Source organism: Paenibacillus sp. lzh-N1 (assembly GCF_002872435.1).
Classification (GTDB): Bacteria; Bacillota; Bacilli; order Paenibacillales; family Paenibacillaceae; genus Paenibacillus; species Paenibacillus polymyxa_C.
Map to the genome: position 1 here is coordinate 3903495 of NZ_CP025696.1, position 18259 is coordinate 3921753.

17 protein-coding genes are annotated in these 18259 nt (G+C 47.4%); 16 read left to right on the forward strand and 1 reads right to left on the reverse strand.

Going from position 1 to position 18259, the window contains the following annotated elements:
• Positions 1-11 precede the first annotated feature (11 nt).
• The 15 genes from C0638_RS17575 to spoVM all read left to right on the forward strand — a co-directional run bounded on the left by C0638_RS17575 (position 12) and on the right by spoVM (position 15528).
• Complete coding sequence (locus tag C0638_RS17575) at positions 12-899, forward strand: YicC/YloC family endoribonuclease (protein ID WP_058710377.1); 888 nt, start codon at positions 12-14, stop codon at positions 897-899.
• 56 nt (positions 900-955) lie between these two features.
• Positions 956-1216, forward strand: a complete 261-nt coding sequence (gene remA, locus C0638_RS17580; RefSeq protein ID WP_005548256.1) for an extracellular matrix/biofilm regulator RemA — start codon at positions 956-958, stop codon at positions 1214-1216.
• A gap of 14 nt (positions 1217-1230) precedes the next feature.
• A complete protein-coding gene (gmk, locus tag C0638_RS17585) occupies positions 1231-1803 on the forward strand; it encodes a guanylate kinase (protein WP_013371851.1) in 573 nt (190 codons plus the stop codon).
• Positions 1804-1923: 120 nt separating this feature from the next.
• Positions 1924-2127 (forward strand): DNA-directed RNA polymerase subunit omega, encoded by a 204-nt coding sequence (gene rpoZ, locus C0638_RS17590; protein WP_013371850.1) that lies wholly within the window; start codon positions 1924-1926, stop codon positions 2125-2127.
• 90 nt (positions 2128-2217) lie between these two features.
• On the forward strand, positions 2218-3522 hold the full coding sequence (coaBC, locus tag C0638_RS17595) for a bifunctional phosphopantothenoylcysteine decarboxylase/phosphopantothenate--cysteine ligase CoaBC (protein WP_058710376.1): 1305 nt from the start codon (positions 2218-2220) through the stop codon (positions 3520-3522).
• Complete coding sequence (priA, locus tag C0638_RS17600) at positions 3522-6098, forward strand: primosomal protein N' (RefSeq protein WP_058710375.1); 2577 nt, start codon at positions 3522-3524, stop codon at positions 6096-6098. The genes coaBC and priA overlap by 1 nt, the downstream gene beginning before the upstream one ends.
• A 132-nt stretch (positions 6099-6230) precedes the next feature.
• Positions 6231-6728: a peptide deformylase gene (gene def, locus C0638_RS17605; RefSeq protein ID WP_058710374.1), complete on the forward strand. Its 498-nt coding sequence runs from the start codon at positions 6231-6233 to the stop codon at positions 6726-6728.
• Between the two features lie 6 nt (positions 6729-6734).
• A complete protein-coding gene (fmt, locus tag C0638_RS17610; protein WP_058710373.1) occupies positions 6735-7694 on the forward strand; it encodes a methionyl-tRNA formyltransferase in 960 nt (319 codons plus the stop codon).
• Complete coding sequence (rsmB, locus tag C0638_RS17615; protein ID WP_058710372.1) at positions 7691-9106, forward strand: 16S rRNA (cytosine(967)-C(5))-methyltransferase RsmB; 1416 nt, start codon at positions 7691-7693, stop codon at positions 9104-9106. The genes fmt and rsmB overlap by 4 nt, the downstream gene beginning before the upstream one ends.
• Positions 9107-9292: 186 nt before the next feature.
• Positions 9293-10333, forward strand: coding sequence for a dual-specificity RNA methyltransferase RlmN (rlmN, locus tag C0638_RS17620; RefSeq protein ID WP_025675760.1), 1041 nt, complete (start codon positions 9293-9295; stop codon positions 10331-10333).
• Positions 10334-10339: 6 nt separating this feature from the next.
• Positions 10340-11116, forward strand: coding sequence for a Stp1/IreP family PP2C-type Ser/Thr phosphatase (locus C0638_RS17625; protein WP_013371843.1), 777 nt, complete (start codon positions 10340-10342; stop codon positions 11114-11116).
• Entirely contained in the window at positions 11113-13365 is a 2253-nt protein-coding gene (gene pknB / locus C0638_RS17630) for a Stk1 family PASTA domain-containing Ser/Thr kinase (RefSeq protein ID WP_058710371.1), read from the forward strand. Before C0638_RS17625 ends, pknB begins: the two co-directional genes overlap by 4 nt.
• 100 nt (positions 13366-13465) lie before the next feature.
• Positions 13466-14383, forward strand: a complete 918-nt coding sequence (rsgA, locus tag C0638_RS17635; protein WP_058710370.1) for a ribosome small subunit-dependent GTPase A — start codon at positions 13466-13468, stop codon at positions 14381-14383.
• A gap of 4 nt (positions 14384-14387) precedes the next feature.
• Positions 14388-15056 carry a ribulose-phosphate 3-epimerase gene (gene rpe / locus C0638_RS17640; RefSeq protein ID WP_013371840.1) on the forward strand — a complete coding sequence of 223 codons (669 nt, stop codon included), beginning with the start codon at positions 14388-14390 and terminating at the stop codon, positions 15054-15056.
• 391 nt (positions 15057-15447) lie between these two features.
• Complete coding sequence (spoVM, locus tag C0638_RS17650; protein ID WP_010345573.1) at positions 15448-15528, forward strand: stage V sporulation protein SpoVM; 81 nt, start codon at positions 15448-15450, stop codon at positions 15526-15528.
• A 223-nt stretch (positions 15529-15751) separates the two neighbouring features.
• Here the strand turns inward: spoVM and rpmB are convergent, their stop codons facing one another.
• Entirely contained in the window at positions 15752-15940 is a 189-nt protein-coding gene (gene rpmB, locus C0638_RS17655) for a 50S ribosomal protein L28 (protein WP_013310881.1), read from the reverse strand.
• Between the two features lie 498 nt (positions 15941-16438).
• Between rpmB and C0638_RS17660 the strand changes: the two genes are divergently transcribed.
• Positions 16439-18223, forward strand: coding sequence for a DAK2 domain-containing protein (locus C0638_RS17660; protein ID WP_025674964.1), 1785 nt, complete (start codon positions 16439-16441; stop codon positions 18221-18223).
• Positions 18224-18259 lie beyond the last annotated feature (36 nt).

Sequence of the window (18259 nt, forward strand, 5' to 3'; positions counted from 1 at the left end):
ATGTGATGCCGATGTCATTGAGTATGACCGGATACGGTCAAGCCATCCTTCATCATGAGGGGTATAAAGTGCGCTTGGAATTGAAATCGGTCAATCACCGCTATTGCGAAGTGATGATGAGAATTCCACGTGAATGGACTCGTTATGAAGATGGCTTGAGAAGAACGGTTCAACAGCAGATTAAACGCGGTCGTATCGATGTTTTCATTCACAGGGAACGTGATGAAGAACAGATACCCGCCGCACGGTTGAATGACACTGTCGTGCAGGCTTACCTGCGTGCAGCGGAGCAGCTGGCGGATCGTTATGGCGTGAAAGGAACGTTAGGTATAAGTGATATCCTTGCTTTGCCTGATGTTCTGGGTGAGCCTGGAGAGGCTTGCAATGGAGACGAAGAGGACTGGGAAGAGCATTTACAGCGAGCTTTGAACGAAGCTTTGCAAGGATTGCTGGAGATGAGAAGGCGAGAAGGCGGGCATTTGGCACAAGATGTGGAATCCCGTATCTTACGTCTGGAATCCTTTCATCATGAAATGACGGTGTTGGCTCCTCATGTTGTGAGCGACTACCGTAACAGGCTGAAGCACAGGCTTAAAGAGCTTCAGGACGGTTCATTTACGCTTGATGAACATAAGTTCGGAATGGAGATTGCGTTATTCGCGGATCGCAGCAATATTGATGAGGAGCTTACCCGGCTTCAAAGTCATTTTGGACAGTGCAAAAGGTTGCTGCTGTCGGACGAGCCGGCCGGTCGCAAATTAGATTTTTTAATCCAGGAAATGAACAGGGAAGTCAACACGATCGGCTCTAAGGCTAATCATCTCACATTAGTTAATTTGGTCGTTGAGATGAAAGCAGAGCTTGAAAAAATTCGTGAGCAGGCTGCAAATATTGAGTAGCTACCTGGTAGCGGCACGGCTGCAATAGTCACATGTATAGGGGGAAAGACCTGAATATGGCAATCAAATTGATCAATATTGGCTTTGGCAATATCGTGTCGGCCAACCGAATAATCTCCATCGTCAGTCCGGAGTCTGCTCCGATCAAGCGGATTATACAGGAAGCCAGGGACCGTCATATGTTAATTGATGCTACCTATGGCCGCCGGACACGGGCTGTTATTATTACAGACAGTGATCATGTAATCCTGTCTGCGGTGCAGCCGGAGACGGTCGCTCATCGCCTATCCACTAAAGATGATGACAATGACGAATAAAAATGGAGTGTACTATGGCTAAGGGATTATTATTTGTAATATCCGGACCTTCGGGGGTCGGTAAAGGGACGGTAGGCAATGCATTGCGCGAAAAGCTACCTGAGATAACGTATTCCGTTTCTGCTACAACTCGAACACCTCGTTCGGGCGAGCAGGATGGAGTGACCTATTTTTTCAAAACGCGTGAAGAATTTTTAGGCATGATTGAACGAGATGAATTGCTGGAGTACGCAGAGTATGTAGGTAACTACTATGGCACTCCACGTGATTTTGTAGACCAGACGCTTGCGCAGGGTAAAGATATCTTTCTGGAAATTGAAGTTCAGGGCGCGCTAAAGGTTAAAGAAAAATTCCCGGAAGGCATATTCATTTTCTTGCTTCCGCCTTCACTGGATGAATTGAAGGATAGAATTCGGGGACGTGGCACAGAAACTCAAGCAACCATTGATCACCGTATGTCGGTAGCTGTGGACGAGATGAACCTGTTACGTCACTATGATTATGCGGTTGTCAATGATGAGATTGATTTCGCTTGTAAACGAATAGAATCCATTATTATCGCCGAACATTGTAAGGTTCGACCTTAATCGAGGCTTTACATATGCCAAGCGTACCAAAAGAGAAATAATACTGTATAAGCTGAGCTTGAAGGTGTACACTGGAGTTCAGCTTATACAGCTTAAAACTACATGAAGAGGTGTCTATTCGTGCTGTATCCTTCCATTGATGAAATGATGAAAAAGGTAGATAGTAAATATTCGCTGGTTGTAGCGGCATCACGCCGTGCTAGACAGTTGCGTGAGGGTGAGAAGACGAGCTTGAAGAGTCCTAAATCTCACAAACAGGTTGGAGTAGCTCTGGAAGAGATCTATGCAGATCATCTTTTGCTTGAAAGCGGCGAAGAAGAATAAGAATTATAGACAATCATTATAACCAGGCGCAATGCCAATTCCTTTGACAACCGCAAGGTTGTTATTTTTTTCGGTCAGGGGGAGTTAACGATGTTGAAGGGGAAAGTTATTATTCTTGGTATAACCGGTGGAATTGCTGCTTATAAAGGGGCTGCGCTCTGCAGTAAGTTGACGCAAAAGGGAGCCGATGTTCATGTGATTATGACGGCTTCTGCCAAGGAGTTTATTACCGAACTTACACTGCAGTCACTCTCTCGCAATCCGGTGTACAGTGATACATTTGATGAAAGAGAGCCGTCCATCGTATCTCATATTCATCTGGCGGATGCGGCTGATTTGGTGCTAGTTGCTCCTGCAACGGCGAATATCATCGGTAAAATGGCGCATGGTCTTGCTGATGATATGTTATCGACAACGTTACTGGCTACGACAGCACCTATTATGGTGGCCCCTGCGATGAACGTACATATGTACACTCATCCGGCAGTCATGCAAAATATGGAGACACTGGTATCACGTGGTGTGAAGATGATTGAGCCTGGGGAAGGATTACTGGCTTGCGGTTACGTTGGCAAAGGACGTTTGGAAGAGCCAGAAACTATTGTGCAAACGATTGAGCGCTTTTTTGATCAGCAGGCTCTGGAACCTGAAGTCGCAATCAAATCTGAATCACGGTGGTTTGGAGAAGAATCTACAGAGAATCAAGTAACTGAGCCACTTGTAAATAAGAATGAACTAGCGCTTTCAGGAAAAAAAGTCATTGTCACGGCTGGAGGCACGATTGAGCGAATTGATCCTGTCCGTTATATTACGAATGATTCATCTGGTAAAATGGGCTTTGCCATTGCGAAAGTGGCTCAAGAGATGGGTGCAGAGGTGCATTTGATTGCTGCCAATACCAGCGCGGAGCCGCCTTCAGGTATTTCGCTTGAAAGAGTCCAGTCAGCTGAAGATATGTACCAGGCTGTGCTAAAACAATGGGAAACGAGTGACATGGTCGTTATGGCTGCTGCTGTGGCAGATTATCGACCACGTGAGGTGGCACAGACTAAGATCAAGAAAAAAGATAGTGTATTTACATTAGAGTTAGTGAAGAACGTCGATATTTTGGAATCACTCGGACGCAGCAAGAAACATCAATTTTTAATTGGCTTTGCAGCAGAAACGGGAAATTTGGAGACGTATGCAATAGATAAATTAGAACGTAAAAATTGTGATTTGCTTGCGGCAAACGATGTAACTGTGGATGGTGCAGGTTTTGGTGTTGATACAAATGCTGTTCAAATATATGACCGAAGCGGGATGGTAGAGCAGATCCCTGTACAGTCAAAGGAAGAAGTTGCGCGTAAATTGCTTACTCTAGCCGCGGGACGCATGGGTGGGGTGTTGCATTAATGGAAACAGGCAATTTAGTTGCCAAGGTTATTGTCGATGTACCTGCCAAAGATACAGATCGTACCTTCGATTACCTGATACCGGATTCAATGAAACCTTGGATTGAGCCAGGTAGTCGGGTAGCTGTGCCTTTTGGCAAACGGACGGTGCAGGCTTTTGTTATCTCGGTAGTTCCAGCTGAGGAGCCGCCAAAATACAGGATGAGGGCGATTCAGGAGTTGCTAGATCTGGTACCGCCCTTATCTCCAGATTTGGTTGAATTGGGCAAATGGATGAGCGAACGTTATGCTTGTAATCAGATTATGGCACTGCAAGTGATGATTCCTACCGCGCTTAAGGGCAAGGCGGAACGTTATATCTCAATTGCCGAACAGCATGAGTCTACGAATCCACAGCGGTCTATGCTGTCTAATCAGGAGGATGAGATCGAATGGGCCCTTCTGACTGACGACGGTATGAGTGACCCGGCGGAGCGTCAGATTGTCAGCTTCATTCAGAATAAGGAGCAAGTCCCGTTGCAGCAACTCAGTAGACGCTTCCCCGAGGAGGCGGAGGTTATTAAATCGCTGTTGCGCCGCGGAGTGCTTCAGGAAAGTCAGGTTATAAAAGACAAGCTTGGCAAAAAGACGATGAAAGCTGTTGATTTGGCTATCAGCATAGATGAGGCATCCATGGCACTGGAGCAATTTTCTGCCAAGGCACAGCGTCAGCGGGAGGTACTTGCTTTTTTGCTGGAACGTAGCGAGTTTCTGCCTCTGCCGCTGAAGGAAGTAATGACCTCGCTAGGTGTATCGGCTGCGACGGTTAAGGCACTGGAAGATAAGGGCTATGTGTTACAGGAAGACGTTGAAGTCTTTCGCGATCCCTATCGGGGCAGACACTTCAAGCCTACAGATCCTCTTCCGCTTACGGCAGAGCAGCAGTCGGTGTATGAACGGATTGTTCGTCAGCTGGACATGCGTGAGCAAGGAGCTTATTTGCTGCATGGAGTCACAGGGAGCGGTAAGACGGAAATCTATCTGCAGACTATTCAGCGCTGTATCGAGCAGAATCGCCAGGCCATTGTGCTCGTACCTGAAATATCATTAACCCCACAAATGGTCGAACGTTTCAAAGGTCGTTTTGGCGACCAGGTCGCAGTGATGCACAGTAGGTTGTCGGGGGGAGAACGGTACGATGAGTGGCGCAAAATACGCGAAGGCCGTGTGAAAGTCGCAATCGGCGCTCGCTCGGCGGTATTTGCCCCTTTTCGTGAGCTAGGGCTCATTATTATGGATGAGGAGCACGAAACATCCTATAAGCAGGAAGAGACGCCCAAATACCATGCGCGTGATGTAGCCATTCGCAGAGCACACCAACACGGGGCTGTCGTTATTCTCGGTTCAGCTACACCATCATTGGAAAGCTATTATGCTGCCCGCTCCCAAAGCAACGACGAATTCGCGCCGTTGCTGCTGGAAATGCCGACCCGCGCATTAGGGAACACGTTACCCGAAGTCCATATCATGGACATGCGTGAGGAGCTACGGGCCGGCAACCGCTCCATGTTCAGCCGTGCGTTGCATAATGGAATCGCAGAGCGATTAGAGCGTAAGGAGCAGACGGTATTGCTGTTGAACCGGCGTGGTCACTCCACGTTCGTCATGTGCCGGAGCTGCGGCTATGTGGCAGGATGTCCGGATTGTGATATTTCGCTTACCTATCATCAGCGGTCGAACAATTTACGTTGTCATTATTGCGGCTATTCCGAGCCTGTACCTCAGACTTGCCCGGAGTGCGGTAGTGAGCATATTCGTTACTTCGGTACAGGTACGCAGCGAGTGGAAGAAGAGTTGGCTAAGCTATTCCCCGGCATACGTGTTGTCCGAATGGATGTCGATACCACAACTGAAAAAAACGCTCATGAAAAGCTGCTCAAGCAATTTCGTGATAAAAAAGCAGACGTACTGCTGGGTACTCAAATGGTAGCCAAAGGGCTGGACTTTCCCGATGTAACGCTGGTAGGTGTCATTACTGCGGATTCCGCTCTTAATTTACCGGATTTTCGGGCTGCGGAAAAGACATTTCAGCTGTTAACACAAGTAGCCGGGCGTGCTGGAAGGCATCAATTGCCGGGGGAAGTATTCGTACAATCCTACACTCCAGAGCATTATTCGGTGGTTCACGCAAGTCGTCATGATTATGCATCTTTTGTGAGAGAAGAGTTGAAACACCGTCGCAATCTGCACTACCCGCCATATTGCCGACTAATTTTGGTGACCTTTTCTCATGAACAGCTCCCGGTGCTGGTCCGACTGGCTGAAAATTATTCAGCGACACTACAAGGACGAGCCAGACAACGGGGCTGGTTCGGGAATATGGACCGGCTTACATCGGATGTGCTGGACATTTTGGGGCCAGTAGCTTCACCCATTTCGAGAATCAAGAATAGATACCGATTTCAATGTATGATAAAATGGCGTGGAAATATCGATGCGATTGGTTTGGCTCAGCAAGTGGCTGATGAAATGGCCGAATCTGCACAGGCACAAAAGTTGCTGATTAGTTTGGATGTTGATCCGCAAATGCTTATGTAGAGTGTTAACACTAAAGTTATTAGTACAATTAATGCGGACAGGCCGTCCGTACATAGGATAATGTAGCAGTCGCTTTTGTGATGAATACAGTAAAGCCTAAATGAAGGAAAAAGAGGAAGGTGTTCTGTTGTCATGTCAATTAGAATTATAGTGTTGGAGCCGGATGACGTATTGCATAAAGTAGCAAAGGAAGTTACAAAAATTACGCCTAATGTGCAAAAGCTGCTGGACGATATGGCTGATACGATGTATGAAGCAGAAGGAGTAGGTCTTGCTGCTCCACAAGTAGGTATTTTGAAGCGACTCATCGTTGTAGATGCTGGAGACGAGCATGGCTTGATTAAAATGATCAATCCAGAAATTGTGGCCGAAGAAGGAGAACAATTGGGACCTGAAGGCTGCCTGAGTATTCCAGGGTTGAACGGAGATGTACGTCGTGCCGAGAAGGTTACAGTCAAGGGACTGGACCGCGAGGGCAAGGCTATTACCGTTACAGCGACAGGATTGCTTTCTCGTGCTTTTCAGCACGAAATTGATCATCTAAATGGAGTATTGTTCACGGATATTGCAGAAAAAGTATATGAGGTTGCTCTGGAACAGCCAGGACCGAATCGTCAGGCAGGGGAGTGAGGTTCGATGAGTCAAGACATTCGTATTATCTTTATGGGTACACCTGAATTTGCAGTCCCATCGCTGAATATGTTGCTGGACAACGGATATAACGTGGTCGGCGTAATTACTCAGCCAGATAAACCACAGGGACGGAAAAAAATATTGACGCCTACACCAGTCAAGGAAGCGGCTGAAAAGCGCGGATTACCTGTGCTGCAACCGACCCGCCTGCGGCAGCCGGAAGCAGTGGCTCAGGTGGCAGAGTTGCGTCCCGACCTGATCGTCACCGCAGCTTACGGTCAAATTTTGCCTAAGTCCGTATTAGACTTGCCTCGTTTCGGCTGTCTGAATGTGCATGGTTCGTTACTTCCCCGATATCGGGGAGGTGCACCGATCCAGCGTGCGATTATTAACGGTGAAACAGTGACGGGTGTAACGCTAATGTATATGGCGGAAGGGCTGGACACCGGCGATATGATATCGCGGGTTGAGGTGGCTATAGAGCCGGAGGATACGTCGGGCACAATTTTTGAGAAGCTAAGCGTAGCCGGAGCGAGACTTTTGCAGGACGAGCTGCCCAAGTTGCTGGCAGGGCAATCAGACCGTACGCCGCAAAATGAGGACGAGGCAACCTATGCCCCTAACCTGAACCGTGATGATGAGCGCATTACATGGAGTGATAATGCGCAGCAAATATACAACCGGATTCGCGGTCTGGTTCCTTTTTCTGGCGCGTTTACACTTTGGGAGAACAATGTTTTTAAAATATGGGCTGCGGAGCAGCCTTCCATAAATAATGAAGCGAGTGGCTCAAATGCTCCAGCACCCGGCACGGTTCTTCAATTAACCGCTCGTGGCATTGAGGTGCAGACAGGTAAAGGAACCCTCTGGCTGACCCAGGTTCAACCGGCAGGCAAGAAGGTTATGGAAGCCGGAACCTTTGCGCGCGGTGGACAGATGAAGCCCGGCACGGTGCTCGGATGAGCGGGGGACACTCCCGTCAGGGAGACCAACGCAAGGGAGTGGGGACCAGATCAGGCAAGACTCGCAAACAGACGGCGCGGGAAGTTGCACTTGATGTGCTGACCGGTGTGGAGCAAGAGGGCGCGTATAGCAATCTTGAGCTCAATCGCCGGCTTCAGCAGGCAGGTTTATCTGCAAGTGACGTTGGTTTGACGACGGAACTTGTATACGGTACAGTGGCACGCCGAAATACACTGGATTATTTTTTGAATAAATTTGTTCAAAAAGGAACGGCCAAGCTTCAACCTTGGGTACGTTCATTGCTGCGGATGAGCGTGTATCAGCTGGTGTATCTGGATCGAGTTCCGGATCATGCAGTTGTTAGTGAAGCAGTGACCATTGCCAAACGGCGCGGGCATCAGGGGATTTCCGGTATGGTCAATGGCGTACTTCGCAGCATGCTGCGTGAGCCGGACAAGCTGCGCATTCCTGACGGTTTGTCAGCAGAGGAACGGATTTCGTTAGAACATTCCCATCCACAGTGGCTAGTTAAGCGCTGGATCAAGCAATACGGTGTCGATACAGCTGAGGCTATCTGCAAGGCTAATAACGAGCCCCCTGCGGTCAGTGTACGAGTGAATACGACGATGACCAGTCGTGATCAGCTGCTGGACGAGATGGTTGCAAAAGGGATTGATGCCGTTCCTTCGCCCGTTAGCCCCTATGGGATTGTTGTTCGTAGCGGCGGAAATATGGCGCTTACCTCGTGGTATACGGACGGATTGTTGTCTGTACAGGATGAAAGCTCCATGCTTGTTGCCGAAGCGGTCGCTCCTGAGCCTGGCATGACAGTGCTGGATTGCTGCGCAGCTCCAGGCGGCAAAACAGCTCATATGGCTGAGCTGATGAAGGATCGCGGCCGGATCGTTGCGAATGATCTGCATGCCCATAAGCATCAATTAATCCGTGAGCAAGCGAGTCGGCTTGGTCTGGATGCTGTTGAGACGGTTACCGGTGATGCGTTGGACTTAAAGGAACGATATGCTCCGGCTTCTTTTGACCGTATTTTGCTGGATGCACCATGCTCCGGTTTTGGGGTAATTCGCCGTAAACCTGATCTGCGTTGGAGCAAAACTGCGGAGGATGTTCGCGATATTACTCAACTGCAGCACGAGTTGCTGGATAGTGTGGCCGGACTGTTGAAGCCGGGTGGTATTCTGGTATACAGCACTTGCACGATTGAGCCTGATGAAAATGAAGGACAATTGGCTCGGTTTTTAAGCGAACATCCAGAGTATGAGTTGGCAAAGGATCATTCTTTTCCAGACGTGAATCACGAAATGGATGGTATACAGAAAGGCTCAGTACAGCTGTTACCGCAGCATTTTCACAGTGACGGATTTTATATCGCGCGTCTGCGCCGGGTAAAGTAGATCGGAAGAGAATTCCAGGTAGCTGCCCACCAGTATTTCCACAATCCGCCGGACACTTCCGGCGGTTTTTTGCATGAAGATGAAAAATTTTTACCCCCTCAGGGATTTGTGCTAAAATAGGAAGAATGAAAAACACTGTCTGCGATTAAACAGAACTTAATGAAGAAGGAACGGGTGCAAATATTGATGAAACCTTTTATATACGATTTAACACTGGAAGAGCTTCAGGACTGGGCCAAAAATAATGGTGAGCCTGCCTTTCGGGGAGGACAAATTTTTGACTGGCTGTATGTAAAGCGGGTCAATAATTTCAGTGAGATGACGAATTTGTCCAAGGCGCTGAGAGAAAAGCTGGAGGAGCAATTCAGTTTTGTGACGCTTCACGAAATTACAAAGTTGGAATCGAAAGATGGTACTGTTAAATTTCTGTTTGGTTTACATGATGACCATGCTATTGAGACGGTTATCATGAGACACAATTACGGAAACAGTATTTGTGTAACGACTCAAGTAGGTTGCCGGATTGGCTGTACTTTTTGTGCTTCGACGCTTGGGGGTCTCAAAAGAAACCTGACGGCTGGCGAAATTACTGCACAGGTGGTGCAGGCTCAGAAAATTCTGGATAAAACGAATGAACGAGTGAGCAGTATCGTAATTATGGGCTCGGGTGAGCCTTTTGAGAACTATGAAGCGACAATGACGTTTTTACGTACAATGATTCATGAAAAAGGCCTGAATATTGGTCAACGTCATATTACGGTCTCAACCAGCGGCATTGTGCCCAATATTTATAAATTTGCTGACGAGGATACACAAATTAATCTGGCAATATCCATTCATGCGCCTAATGATGCGCTGCGTTCGAAGCTAATGCCTGTAAATCGGCGTTATCCTTTTAAGGATGTTATGGATTCTCTTCGTTATTATCTTGCTAAGACGGGGCGGAGAATTTCATTCGAATATGCCTTGATCGGTGGAGTGAACGACCAGGCAGAACATGCTGAAGAGCTTGCGGATGTGTTGAAGGACATGCTGTGTCACGTCAATTTGATTCCAGTCAACCATGTGCCTGAGCGCAAGTATGTGCGCACATCGCGCAGTGATATTTTTAATTTTCAACGTATTCTTGCCGAAAAAGGCGTCAATGTGACGATCCGGCGTGAACAGGGTCACGATATTGCCGCTGCTTGCGGTCAGTTGCGTGCAAAGCATATGGAGTTGGGGTGAAACCATTTGATCAAAACAGTTCATGTCAGCCATGTTGGACGTGTGCGTTCGGTAAATGAGGATTCTGCCTGGATCAGGCACTTGGAGCAAGGCTATATTCTTGGAATTGTTGCCGATGGTATGGGGGGGCATCTGGCCGGTGATACGGCCAGCCGCCTTGCGGTAGAGACACTTGCCGCTGATTTGGCGACGCTGGAGAGCGGGTTATCCGCACATTCTTTGACGGCGGCGCTCAGCGACGCTATTTTGCATGCCAATGAAGTCATCTTCCAAACGGCTGCGCGCGATGACCAGTATCATAATATGGGAACGACGGTTGTTGCCGTTTTGCTCAACGATGCATCTGGAATTATCGGACATATCGGTGACAGTCGCGCCTATGTCATATCCAAAGGAACGGTACGTCAGCTTACAGAAGACCATACTTTGGTTAATGAGTTGTTCAAAAACGGTCAGATCAGTAAGGAAGAGCGGGAGAACCATCCCCGTCGCAATGTGCTGACACGGGCATTGGGAACTGATTCCGAGGTGAAGGTGGACATTGACACCATTACGCTAGAAAAAGGCGATGTGCTATTACTATGCAGTGACGGATTAAGCAATTTGGTAACAGAAGAACAGATCCGTAAGGTAGTAGGTGCCGCAGAAAATCCTTTGGAGGAACGTGCGGATCGTCTGCTACACCTGGCGTTGCTTGCCGGTGGAGACGATAACATTACTGTAGCTTTGTTTGAATTGCCCGACAACACGGTTTCATTGAGTGAAAAGGGGTGTGAAGCATGATCGGGCACCTGCTTGGGGGAAGATACGAAATTATTGAGCGCATCGGTGGCGGCGGTATGGCGCTGGTGTATAAGGCTCAAGACATTTTGCTGAATCGCAATGTCGCGGTTAAAGTGTTGCGTCAGCAATTTGTTCATGATGAGGAATTTATTCGCCGGTTTCGGCGCGAGGCACAGTCAGCGGCCTCACTTTCTCATTCGAACGTGGTCAGTATTTATGATGTCGGCCAAGAGGACGAAATCCATTATATTGTAATGGAATGCGTTGAAGGCAAAAATTTGAATGAGATTATTAAAGAACGTGCGCCATTACAAGTGGATGAAGCAGTGCGGATTGCTTCCCAGATTTGTGATGCGCTGGAACATGCTCACCAAAATCAGATTATTCACCGAGACATTAAGCCTCATAATATCTTAATTGGACGTAATGGACGGGTTAAAGTAACCGATTTTGGGATTGCTCGAGCTGTTACGTCAACGACAATTACCCAGACAGGTTCTGTTGTGGGTTCTGTTCATTATTTTTCACCTGAGCATGCAAAGGGTGTCATTACCGGCGAAAAATCGGACTTATATTCTTTAGGTATTGTCTTATATCAAATGCTAACGGCACAGCTTCCTTTTCTGGGAGAAAGCCCAATTAGTGTGGCACTCAAGCATTTGCAAGAGGAATTTGAGGAACCGCGTAAAATTAACCCGTTGATTCCGCAAAGTGTAGAAAATGTCATTTTAAAATCGATGCGCAAAAATCCGGAGGAACGTTATCAATCAGCAGACGAAATGCTAAGAGATTTGGAAACCTGTCTGCTACCGGGGCGGCGCAATGAATCTAAGCTGGAGTTTACACATTTGGATGATGAGGACCAAACGCGGGTTATCCCAGCTATTAAGCCTCAACAACTAGGTGTGTCTTCCAGTGGTGACGATGTGCCTGTCCAACCTCGTGAGTCTGAACAGCTTCCGAGCAAGCAATCGTCCAAGAAAAATAGAAAAAAAACGATCTTCTGGGTAACACTAGTGTTGGTGCTACTTTTGTGCATGGGCGGCGTGGTGTACTATGTGCAAAGTGTGCTTGTCGTGCCTGAGGTGAAAGTACCAAGTGTACTGACACAAACAGAAGACCAAGCGAAGGTCACTCTAAGTAAAGCAGGACTAGTCATTGACGATCCAATCCAGCATGAATATAAAGAGGGGATTGCACCAGGAGTTGTTTTTTATCAAAGCTACCCTGAAGGCTCTTCAGTCAAGGAAGGAACGGAGATTAGTCTGAAAGTCGGAATTGCCAAGCCGCTCACCCCGATGCCAGATGTCAAAGGGCAAAGCTACGAGAATGCTGTCAAGCTACTGACCGCCCAGCAAATTAAGGAAACGCAGATTCAGCAAAATGAGCAGTTCAGTGATCAGGCTGAAGGAACCGTCCTTAGTCAGACACCCGCTGCAAATGAGCCATTTGATAAGGATTCGGTTCAGGTAGTGCTCACAGTCAGCAAAGGCGCTGCCACTGTTAAAATGCCGAATCTGGTAGGAATGACGCAGAACCAGGCGGAAAATGAGGTCAAAAAAGCGGGGCTGAAGGTAGGCTCAATTAAAGAAGAATTTAGCTATGAACAGGATAAAGGAAAAGTAACCAAACAATGGCCGTCTGAGGCGGGCAGTGATTTGCCGCCAAATACGGAAATTACGTTTTATGTAAGTACGGGTTATCCGCCAGAAGCAATTACATTACCGTTTAATGTACCTGTGGCGCCTAAGGAAGAGGGCAAGAACAGTAAAATTCGTATCACTTATACAGATGCACGTGGAGAAAATCAGGAGTGGGGCAGCCGTACGATTAATACGACACAGACGTTTACGATCAACCTGCTGATGGCCCCTAACAAAGACAGTGTCGTCTCCGTATTTAGAGATGGTGCTTTTGTTGACACGTATCCTGTTTCTTATATTGATGCAAAAAATGGAACGGTGACGATGCCTCAAATTGCTCCACCTGTAGGAACATCACCGACTGATTCATCTGGTGGTAATTCCTCGCAGAATGGAAACGGTGAGGAAGGAAACAGCGGGGAATCTTCTAATGATAACGGTAATGGTAATGGTGGAGGCGACTCTAACAACCAGGAGGAAACAGAAGGTGATGGTGAGCCTTCTGCTTTTGCCCCAGGAACCGATTCCGCAGGAGTTACGCGCAGTGAGTTAGCGGTTAGCAAAAAGAACAACCCTGGTCACGGTTTCTACAAAAAGAAGGACTAAGTGATCGAGGCTGTGCAGCATCAGTAAACTTACTAGAGAAAAAAGCTTAACCTGTTCCACACAATGAAACTTGAACATTATGAAGGAGGACATCTTACACATGCCTGAAGGTCTGATCGTCAAGGCGCTTAGCGGATATTATTATGTCTCCAGCCTGGATCAGGATGGGCGTCCGGTATCCGGCGAAGCCACGGTACAATGCAGAGCACGTGGCCTTTTCAAGAAAAAAGAGATTACGCCCCTTGTCGGTGATCGGGTCGTTTACGAACTGACTGAAAACGGGGAAGGTATGGTCAAGGAGATTAGAAAGCGTACGACGGAGCTAATTCGCCCTCCTGTGGCTAATACCACGCTGGCTGTGTTGCTGTTTTCCCTGCGTGAGCCGGATTTAAACCTGCCTTTACTGGACAAATTTTTAGTCCATATTGAGCACGCCGGGCTGGATACGATTATCTGTCTGACCAAGCGCGATTTGTATGAAGGCAGCCCTTCAGAGGATGATACGGTGCTGAAGGTTCAGGAAATGTACCGGAAGATCGGTTACGAGGTGCTGGTAACCAGCGCCCGTACCGGAGAGGGGACGGCTGAGCTCAAGAAGCTGTTGGCCGGCCAAATCAGCGTGTTTTCCGGTCAGTCAGGTGTAGGAAAGTCCTCCATGCTAAATGCTTTGGAGCCCGGGTTAACGCTGGAGACGAGCGCCATCAGCATTAAGCTGGGACGAGGAAGACATACGACTCGTCATGTGGAGCTGATTCCATTAGACAACGGTGGGTTTGTAGCAGATACACCAGGGTTTAGCCAACTGGATTTTTTGGAGCTGGGTGTGGATGAGTTATCGCCTTGTTTTCGAGAATTCCAACAATATGCAGAAGGATGCAAATTTCGAGGTTGCACGCATATTCACGAACCTGGCTGTAAAGTAAGAGAGGCCTTGGAAGAGGGACATATTTCACAAGGACGATATGATAGCTATCTGCAATTTTATCAGGAATTAAAAGAAAAAAAGCGGAGGTATTGAGCATATGTTAAAAATAGCACCGTCGATTTTATCCGCTGATTTTGCTCGTTTGGGCAGTGAAGTCGCGGAAGTCCAAGCAGCGGGGGCAGACTGGATTCATGTTGATGTTATGGATGGTCATTTTGTATCCAATATTACACTGGGCCCCCCTATCGTTCAGGCTATTCGGCCGCATACAACTCTCCCACTGGATGTTCATCTGATGATTGAGCAGCCTGAACGTTATATCGGTGATTTCGTGAAGGCAGGAGCCAATATCATCACGGTTCATGCGGAGGCCTGTGTTCATTTGCATGGTGTCATTCACTTGATCAAGCAGCAAGGCGCTCTGGCAGGAGTGGCTCTCAATCCGGGGACATCACCATACGCGATCAAGGAAGTGCTGCCCAATGTGGATATGATTCTTGTAATGACGGTTAACCCTGGTTTTGGAGGCCAGTCCTTCATTCCAGAGACGTTGAATAAAATCAGACAAATCCGTGCTTGGTTGAACGAATTGGGTCGTCCAGACGTACATATCGAGGTGGACGGAGGTATTGCAGAAGAGACGGCACCAGCCGTATTTGAAGCAGGTGCTGACGTATTAGTGGCAGGTAGTGCAGTATACGGCAGAGCGGACCGTGCAGCGGCTATTACTGCTATTCGGGATAGTGTCGCTCATTTGTCCAAGTGAAGCTAACTGAAGCACTGTGGATGACCTTAGCGAGTATGATGACCGGTTTGACCCTCAGTTGTTTCTCGCTAGTGAAGACACCTTGGAATGCCATTCTTTCACTTTTGGCTGTTCTTATTGTCCTGTTTTATTTTCGTAAAAATGAACGGCGTGGTTTGCGCATCGGTTTTGTGGTGTGTAGTGTGCTTTATTATATCTTGTTTATTTTTATACTCTCAGCATATCTCTATGTTCACGGACTTGTCTGATGGTATAGCCTGGGATGGTTGTGCATAAATATGGTTACATGAGCGGGATTCTCATGTAGCCTTTTTTTTGTGGGGCAACAACCCTTGACAGGTTGCATAAACTACAGAGAACGGATGCAGGAGGATGATGGGGAGGGTGAGGCATGAAGTTTTACACAATCAAGCTGCCAAAATTTCTGGGTGGATTCGTCAAAGCCATTTTGAATACATTCCAGAAGAACTGAAATCAAAGTAACGTTAACACAGGATGTAGGATGAAGGCCAAAGGTACACAGGAGGCACGCTTCCCGAGCACAGCAGATTGATAGCTCGGCAGTAAACGACAGAAACGCGCGGGAAGGTGCCTGACATTTTGTCCTCTTGAATCAGTGGGATATTATTGGAATAATCAAAAAAGCACCCGTTTAAAACGAGGTGCCTTTTGTTTATAACGATATTTTTTTACGACTACACGCGAGTCACTTTACCGGCTTTCAATGCACGAGTGCTGACATAAACGCGTTTCGGTTTACCGTTAACGAGAATGCGAACTTTTTGTACGTTGACGCCCCAAGTACGGCGATTACGGTTGTTAGCGTGAGATACGTGGTTACCGCTGCCAGGCTTTTTGCCTGTTACAGAACATTTACGAGACATGATTCCACCTCCTATTCTGAAAATAACCAAACTCCATATGGAATGGGTCGCTCTTCAGGCCGACTGGGTCAGCCGGACTTTATAAGTCACTAACCTGAACAAAACAATACTTAAATATAATATCATAGTCAAAAAAGCTCCGTCAACTGATTCAAAAACTTTATTTATTTCTCTTTCGCATTATAGTACAATATGGGATAGCTATTGCTGCGACTATTTTGTTTTTTAATGGAATGTGAATTCTTATTCCAGTCATGCCGGGCAGTTCAGAGGCGGGACCATAATCATTATTCCGGCCAATGATTTTTTGTTGGGTAGTTGACTGGTTTTTCATATTATATGAGCTGTGGAAAGAAACCAGAGGATGGTTACGGAAGCTTACGAAAGGGTGACATTCGTATTCGTCGTCTGGCTTTAGTATAATTCAATTAAACCTTGAACAAGTGTTGTGAAGATGGATTGTAAAACAATTGTATTAAGCTAGGAAGGGGAATTCTCTTGAGTAATCGTTCTTTGAATGGAACAGACTTTACCGCGATGGTTTTAGCCGGGGCGGAACAATTACAGCAGCATGCGGAGCATGTCAATTCACTAAATGTATTCCCGGTGCCAGATGGTGATACGGGAACCAATATGAATCTGACGATGAGCGCGGGCGTAACGGAATTGAAGAGGGGAGATTCTTCCTCCATCGGTGTCATGTCCGGCATCTTATCCAAAGGCTTGCTGATGGGGGCCCGCGGCAATTCAGGGGTTATCCTGTCTCAGTTGTTCCGTGGCTTCAGCCGTTACGCTGCCCCATACGAGGAATTGAATACCCTTCAGTTCGCATCGGCATTGCAGAGCGGGGTGGATGCGGCCTACAAGGCGGTGGTTAAGCCGGTGGAGGGTACAATTCTTACCGTGGCGAAGGAAGCGGCCAGACATGCTGTGTTTTTCTCGCGCCGGACGAACGACATCACAGAACTGATGGAAGAAGTGCTTGCCAAAGCAAAGGAAACACTTGCCATGACGCAGGACATGCTCCCTGTACTGAAGCAAGTAGGGGTTGTAGACTCGGGTGGACAAGGGCTTGTGTATATTTATGAAGGGTTTATGCAGCATCTTGGAAGCGGATTGGTGACATCTCCAACTTCAAAAGGCGATAATGTACGTCCGGTTTTTGCTCCTTATGTATCGGAGAGACCTACTTCTGCGCCTGTTGCTCCGTCCCCAGATGCGCCGATTTCTGCGCAGGCGAAGCTCGAAACGGAGAATATTGAATTTTTGTATGATATGGAGTTTTTTATTAATCGACAATTGGGCGAAGCGCAAGGTACAAATTTTGATGAGGAAGCTTTCCGGAAAGCGTTGTCAGTAGATGGTGATTCGATTATCGTTATTTCGGACGATGATGTTATCAAGGTTCATGTGCATTCTAAGGCTCCAGGTGAAGTCTTGAATCTTGCGCTGCGTTATGGGGAAATTACACAGATTCGAATTTTGAATATGCGCGAGCAGCATCGTGATTTGCTGTCTGCAGGTATGGATGGTGCTCCTGAGCCTGAGTGGTTTGCTGAAATACCAACAGAGCCTGCACGTGAGGAGGAGCCATCTGAGCCTCCAGCTCATGAGCTGGCACCCTTTGGCTTTATAGCTGTGGCTTCTGGTGAAGGGATTGCTGATATTTTCAGAAGCTTGGGTGTTGATGTTGTCCTTTCGGGTGGTCAGACAATGAATCCGAGCACAGAGGACTTCGTTAATGCAGCTCGCTCGATTGCGGCTCAACATATTTTTATTCTGCCGAATAATTCCAATATAATCTTGGCGGCTGAACAAGCGCGTGAATTGCTAGAGGTGGAACGTTTGGTGTCGGTTATTCCGAGCAAAACAATTCCTCAGGGCATTGCAGCAGCATTTGCTTACCAAGAGGAAGAAGCCTTTGAGGTAAACCAAGATAATATGCAGGACGCAGTTACCCGTGTGAAGTCTGGACAAGTGACCTATGCGGTACGGGATACGACACTTGATGATCTGCATATTACAGCGGGCCACTACATTGGTATTCAGGATTCTAAAATTGTGGCGACTGAGGAGCAATTAATGGCAACATCCCGTCTTTTGCTGGCGAAAATGCTGGTGAATGGCGATGAAATTGTTACGATTCTTACAGGTTCGGATGCAAAACAAGAAGAGACAGATCAGCTTGTTGCGTGGCTTGAAGAAAATTATTCGGATGTTGAAGTGGAAGTTCATGAAGGTGGTCAGCCGATTTATCCTTATCTGTTCTCAGTGGAAACCTGATGTGCTTTAGCACGCCCATGGTAGTCCACTACAAAG

What these genes read in the sequence shown, in the direction of transcription:
- rsmB (WP_058710372.1), top strand. Translation starts at nt 7,691, where the DNA reads ATGAGCGGGGGACACTCCCGTCAGGGAGACCAACGCAAGGGAGTGGGG.
- fmt (WP_058710373.1), top strand. Translation starts at nt 6,735, where the DNA reads ATGAGTCAAGACATTCGTATTATCTTTATGGGTACACCTGAATTTGCA.
- rlmN (WP_025675760.1), top strand. Translation starts at nt 9,293, where the DNA reads ATGAAACCTTTTATATACGATTTAACACTGGAAGAGCTTCAGGACTGG.
- spoVM (WP_010345573.1), top strand. Translation starts at nt 15,448, where the DNA reads ATGAAGTTTTACACAATCAAGCTGCCAAAATTTCTGGGTGGATTCGTC.
- priA (WP_058710375.1), top strand. Translation starts at nt 3,522, where the DNA reads ATGGAAACAGGCAATTTAGTTGCCAAGGTTATTGTCGATGTACCTGCC.
- pknB (WP_058710371.1), top strand. Translation starts at nt 11,113, where the DNA reads ATGATCGGGCACCTGCTTGGGGGAAGATACGAAATTATTGAGCGCATC.
- coaBC (WP_058710376.1), top strand. Translation starts at nt 2,218, where the DNA reads ATGTTGAAGGGGAAAGTTATTATTCTTGGTATAACCGGTGGAATTGCT.
- C0638_RS17575 (WP_058710377.1), top strand. Translation starts at nt 12, where the DNA reads ATGTCATTGAGTATGACCGGATACGGTCAAGCCATCCTTCATCATGAG.
- rpe (WP_013371840.1), top strand. Translation starts at nt 14,388, where the DNA reads ATGTTAAAAATAGCACCGTCGATTTTATCCGCTGATTTTGCTCGTTTG.
- rsgA (WP_058710370.1), top strand. Translation starts at nt 13,466, where the DNA reads ATGCCTGAAGGTCTGATCGTCAAGGCGCTTAGCGGATATTATTATGTC.
- remA (WP_005548256.1), top strand. Translation starts at nt 956, where the DNA reads ATGGCAATCAAATTGATCAATATTGGCTTTGGCAATATCGTGTCGGCC.
- rpmB (WP_013310881.1), bottom strand. Translation starts at nt 15,940, where the DNA reads ATGTCTCGTAAATGTTCTGTAACAGGCAAAAAGCCTGGCAGCGGTAAC.
- gmk (WP_013371851.1), top strand. Translation starts at nt 1,231, where the DNA reads ATGGCTAAGGGATTATTATTTGTAATATCCGGACCTTCGGGGGTCGGT.
- def (WP_058710374.1), top strand. Translation starts at nt 6,231, where the DNA reads ATGTCAATTAGAATTATAGTGTTGGAGCCGGATGACGTATTGCATAAA.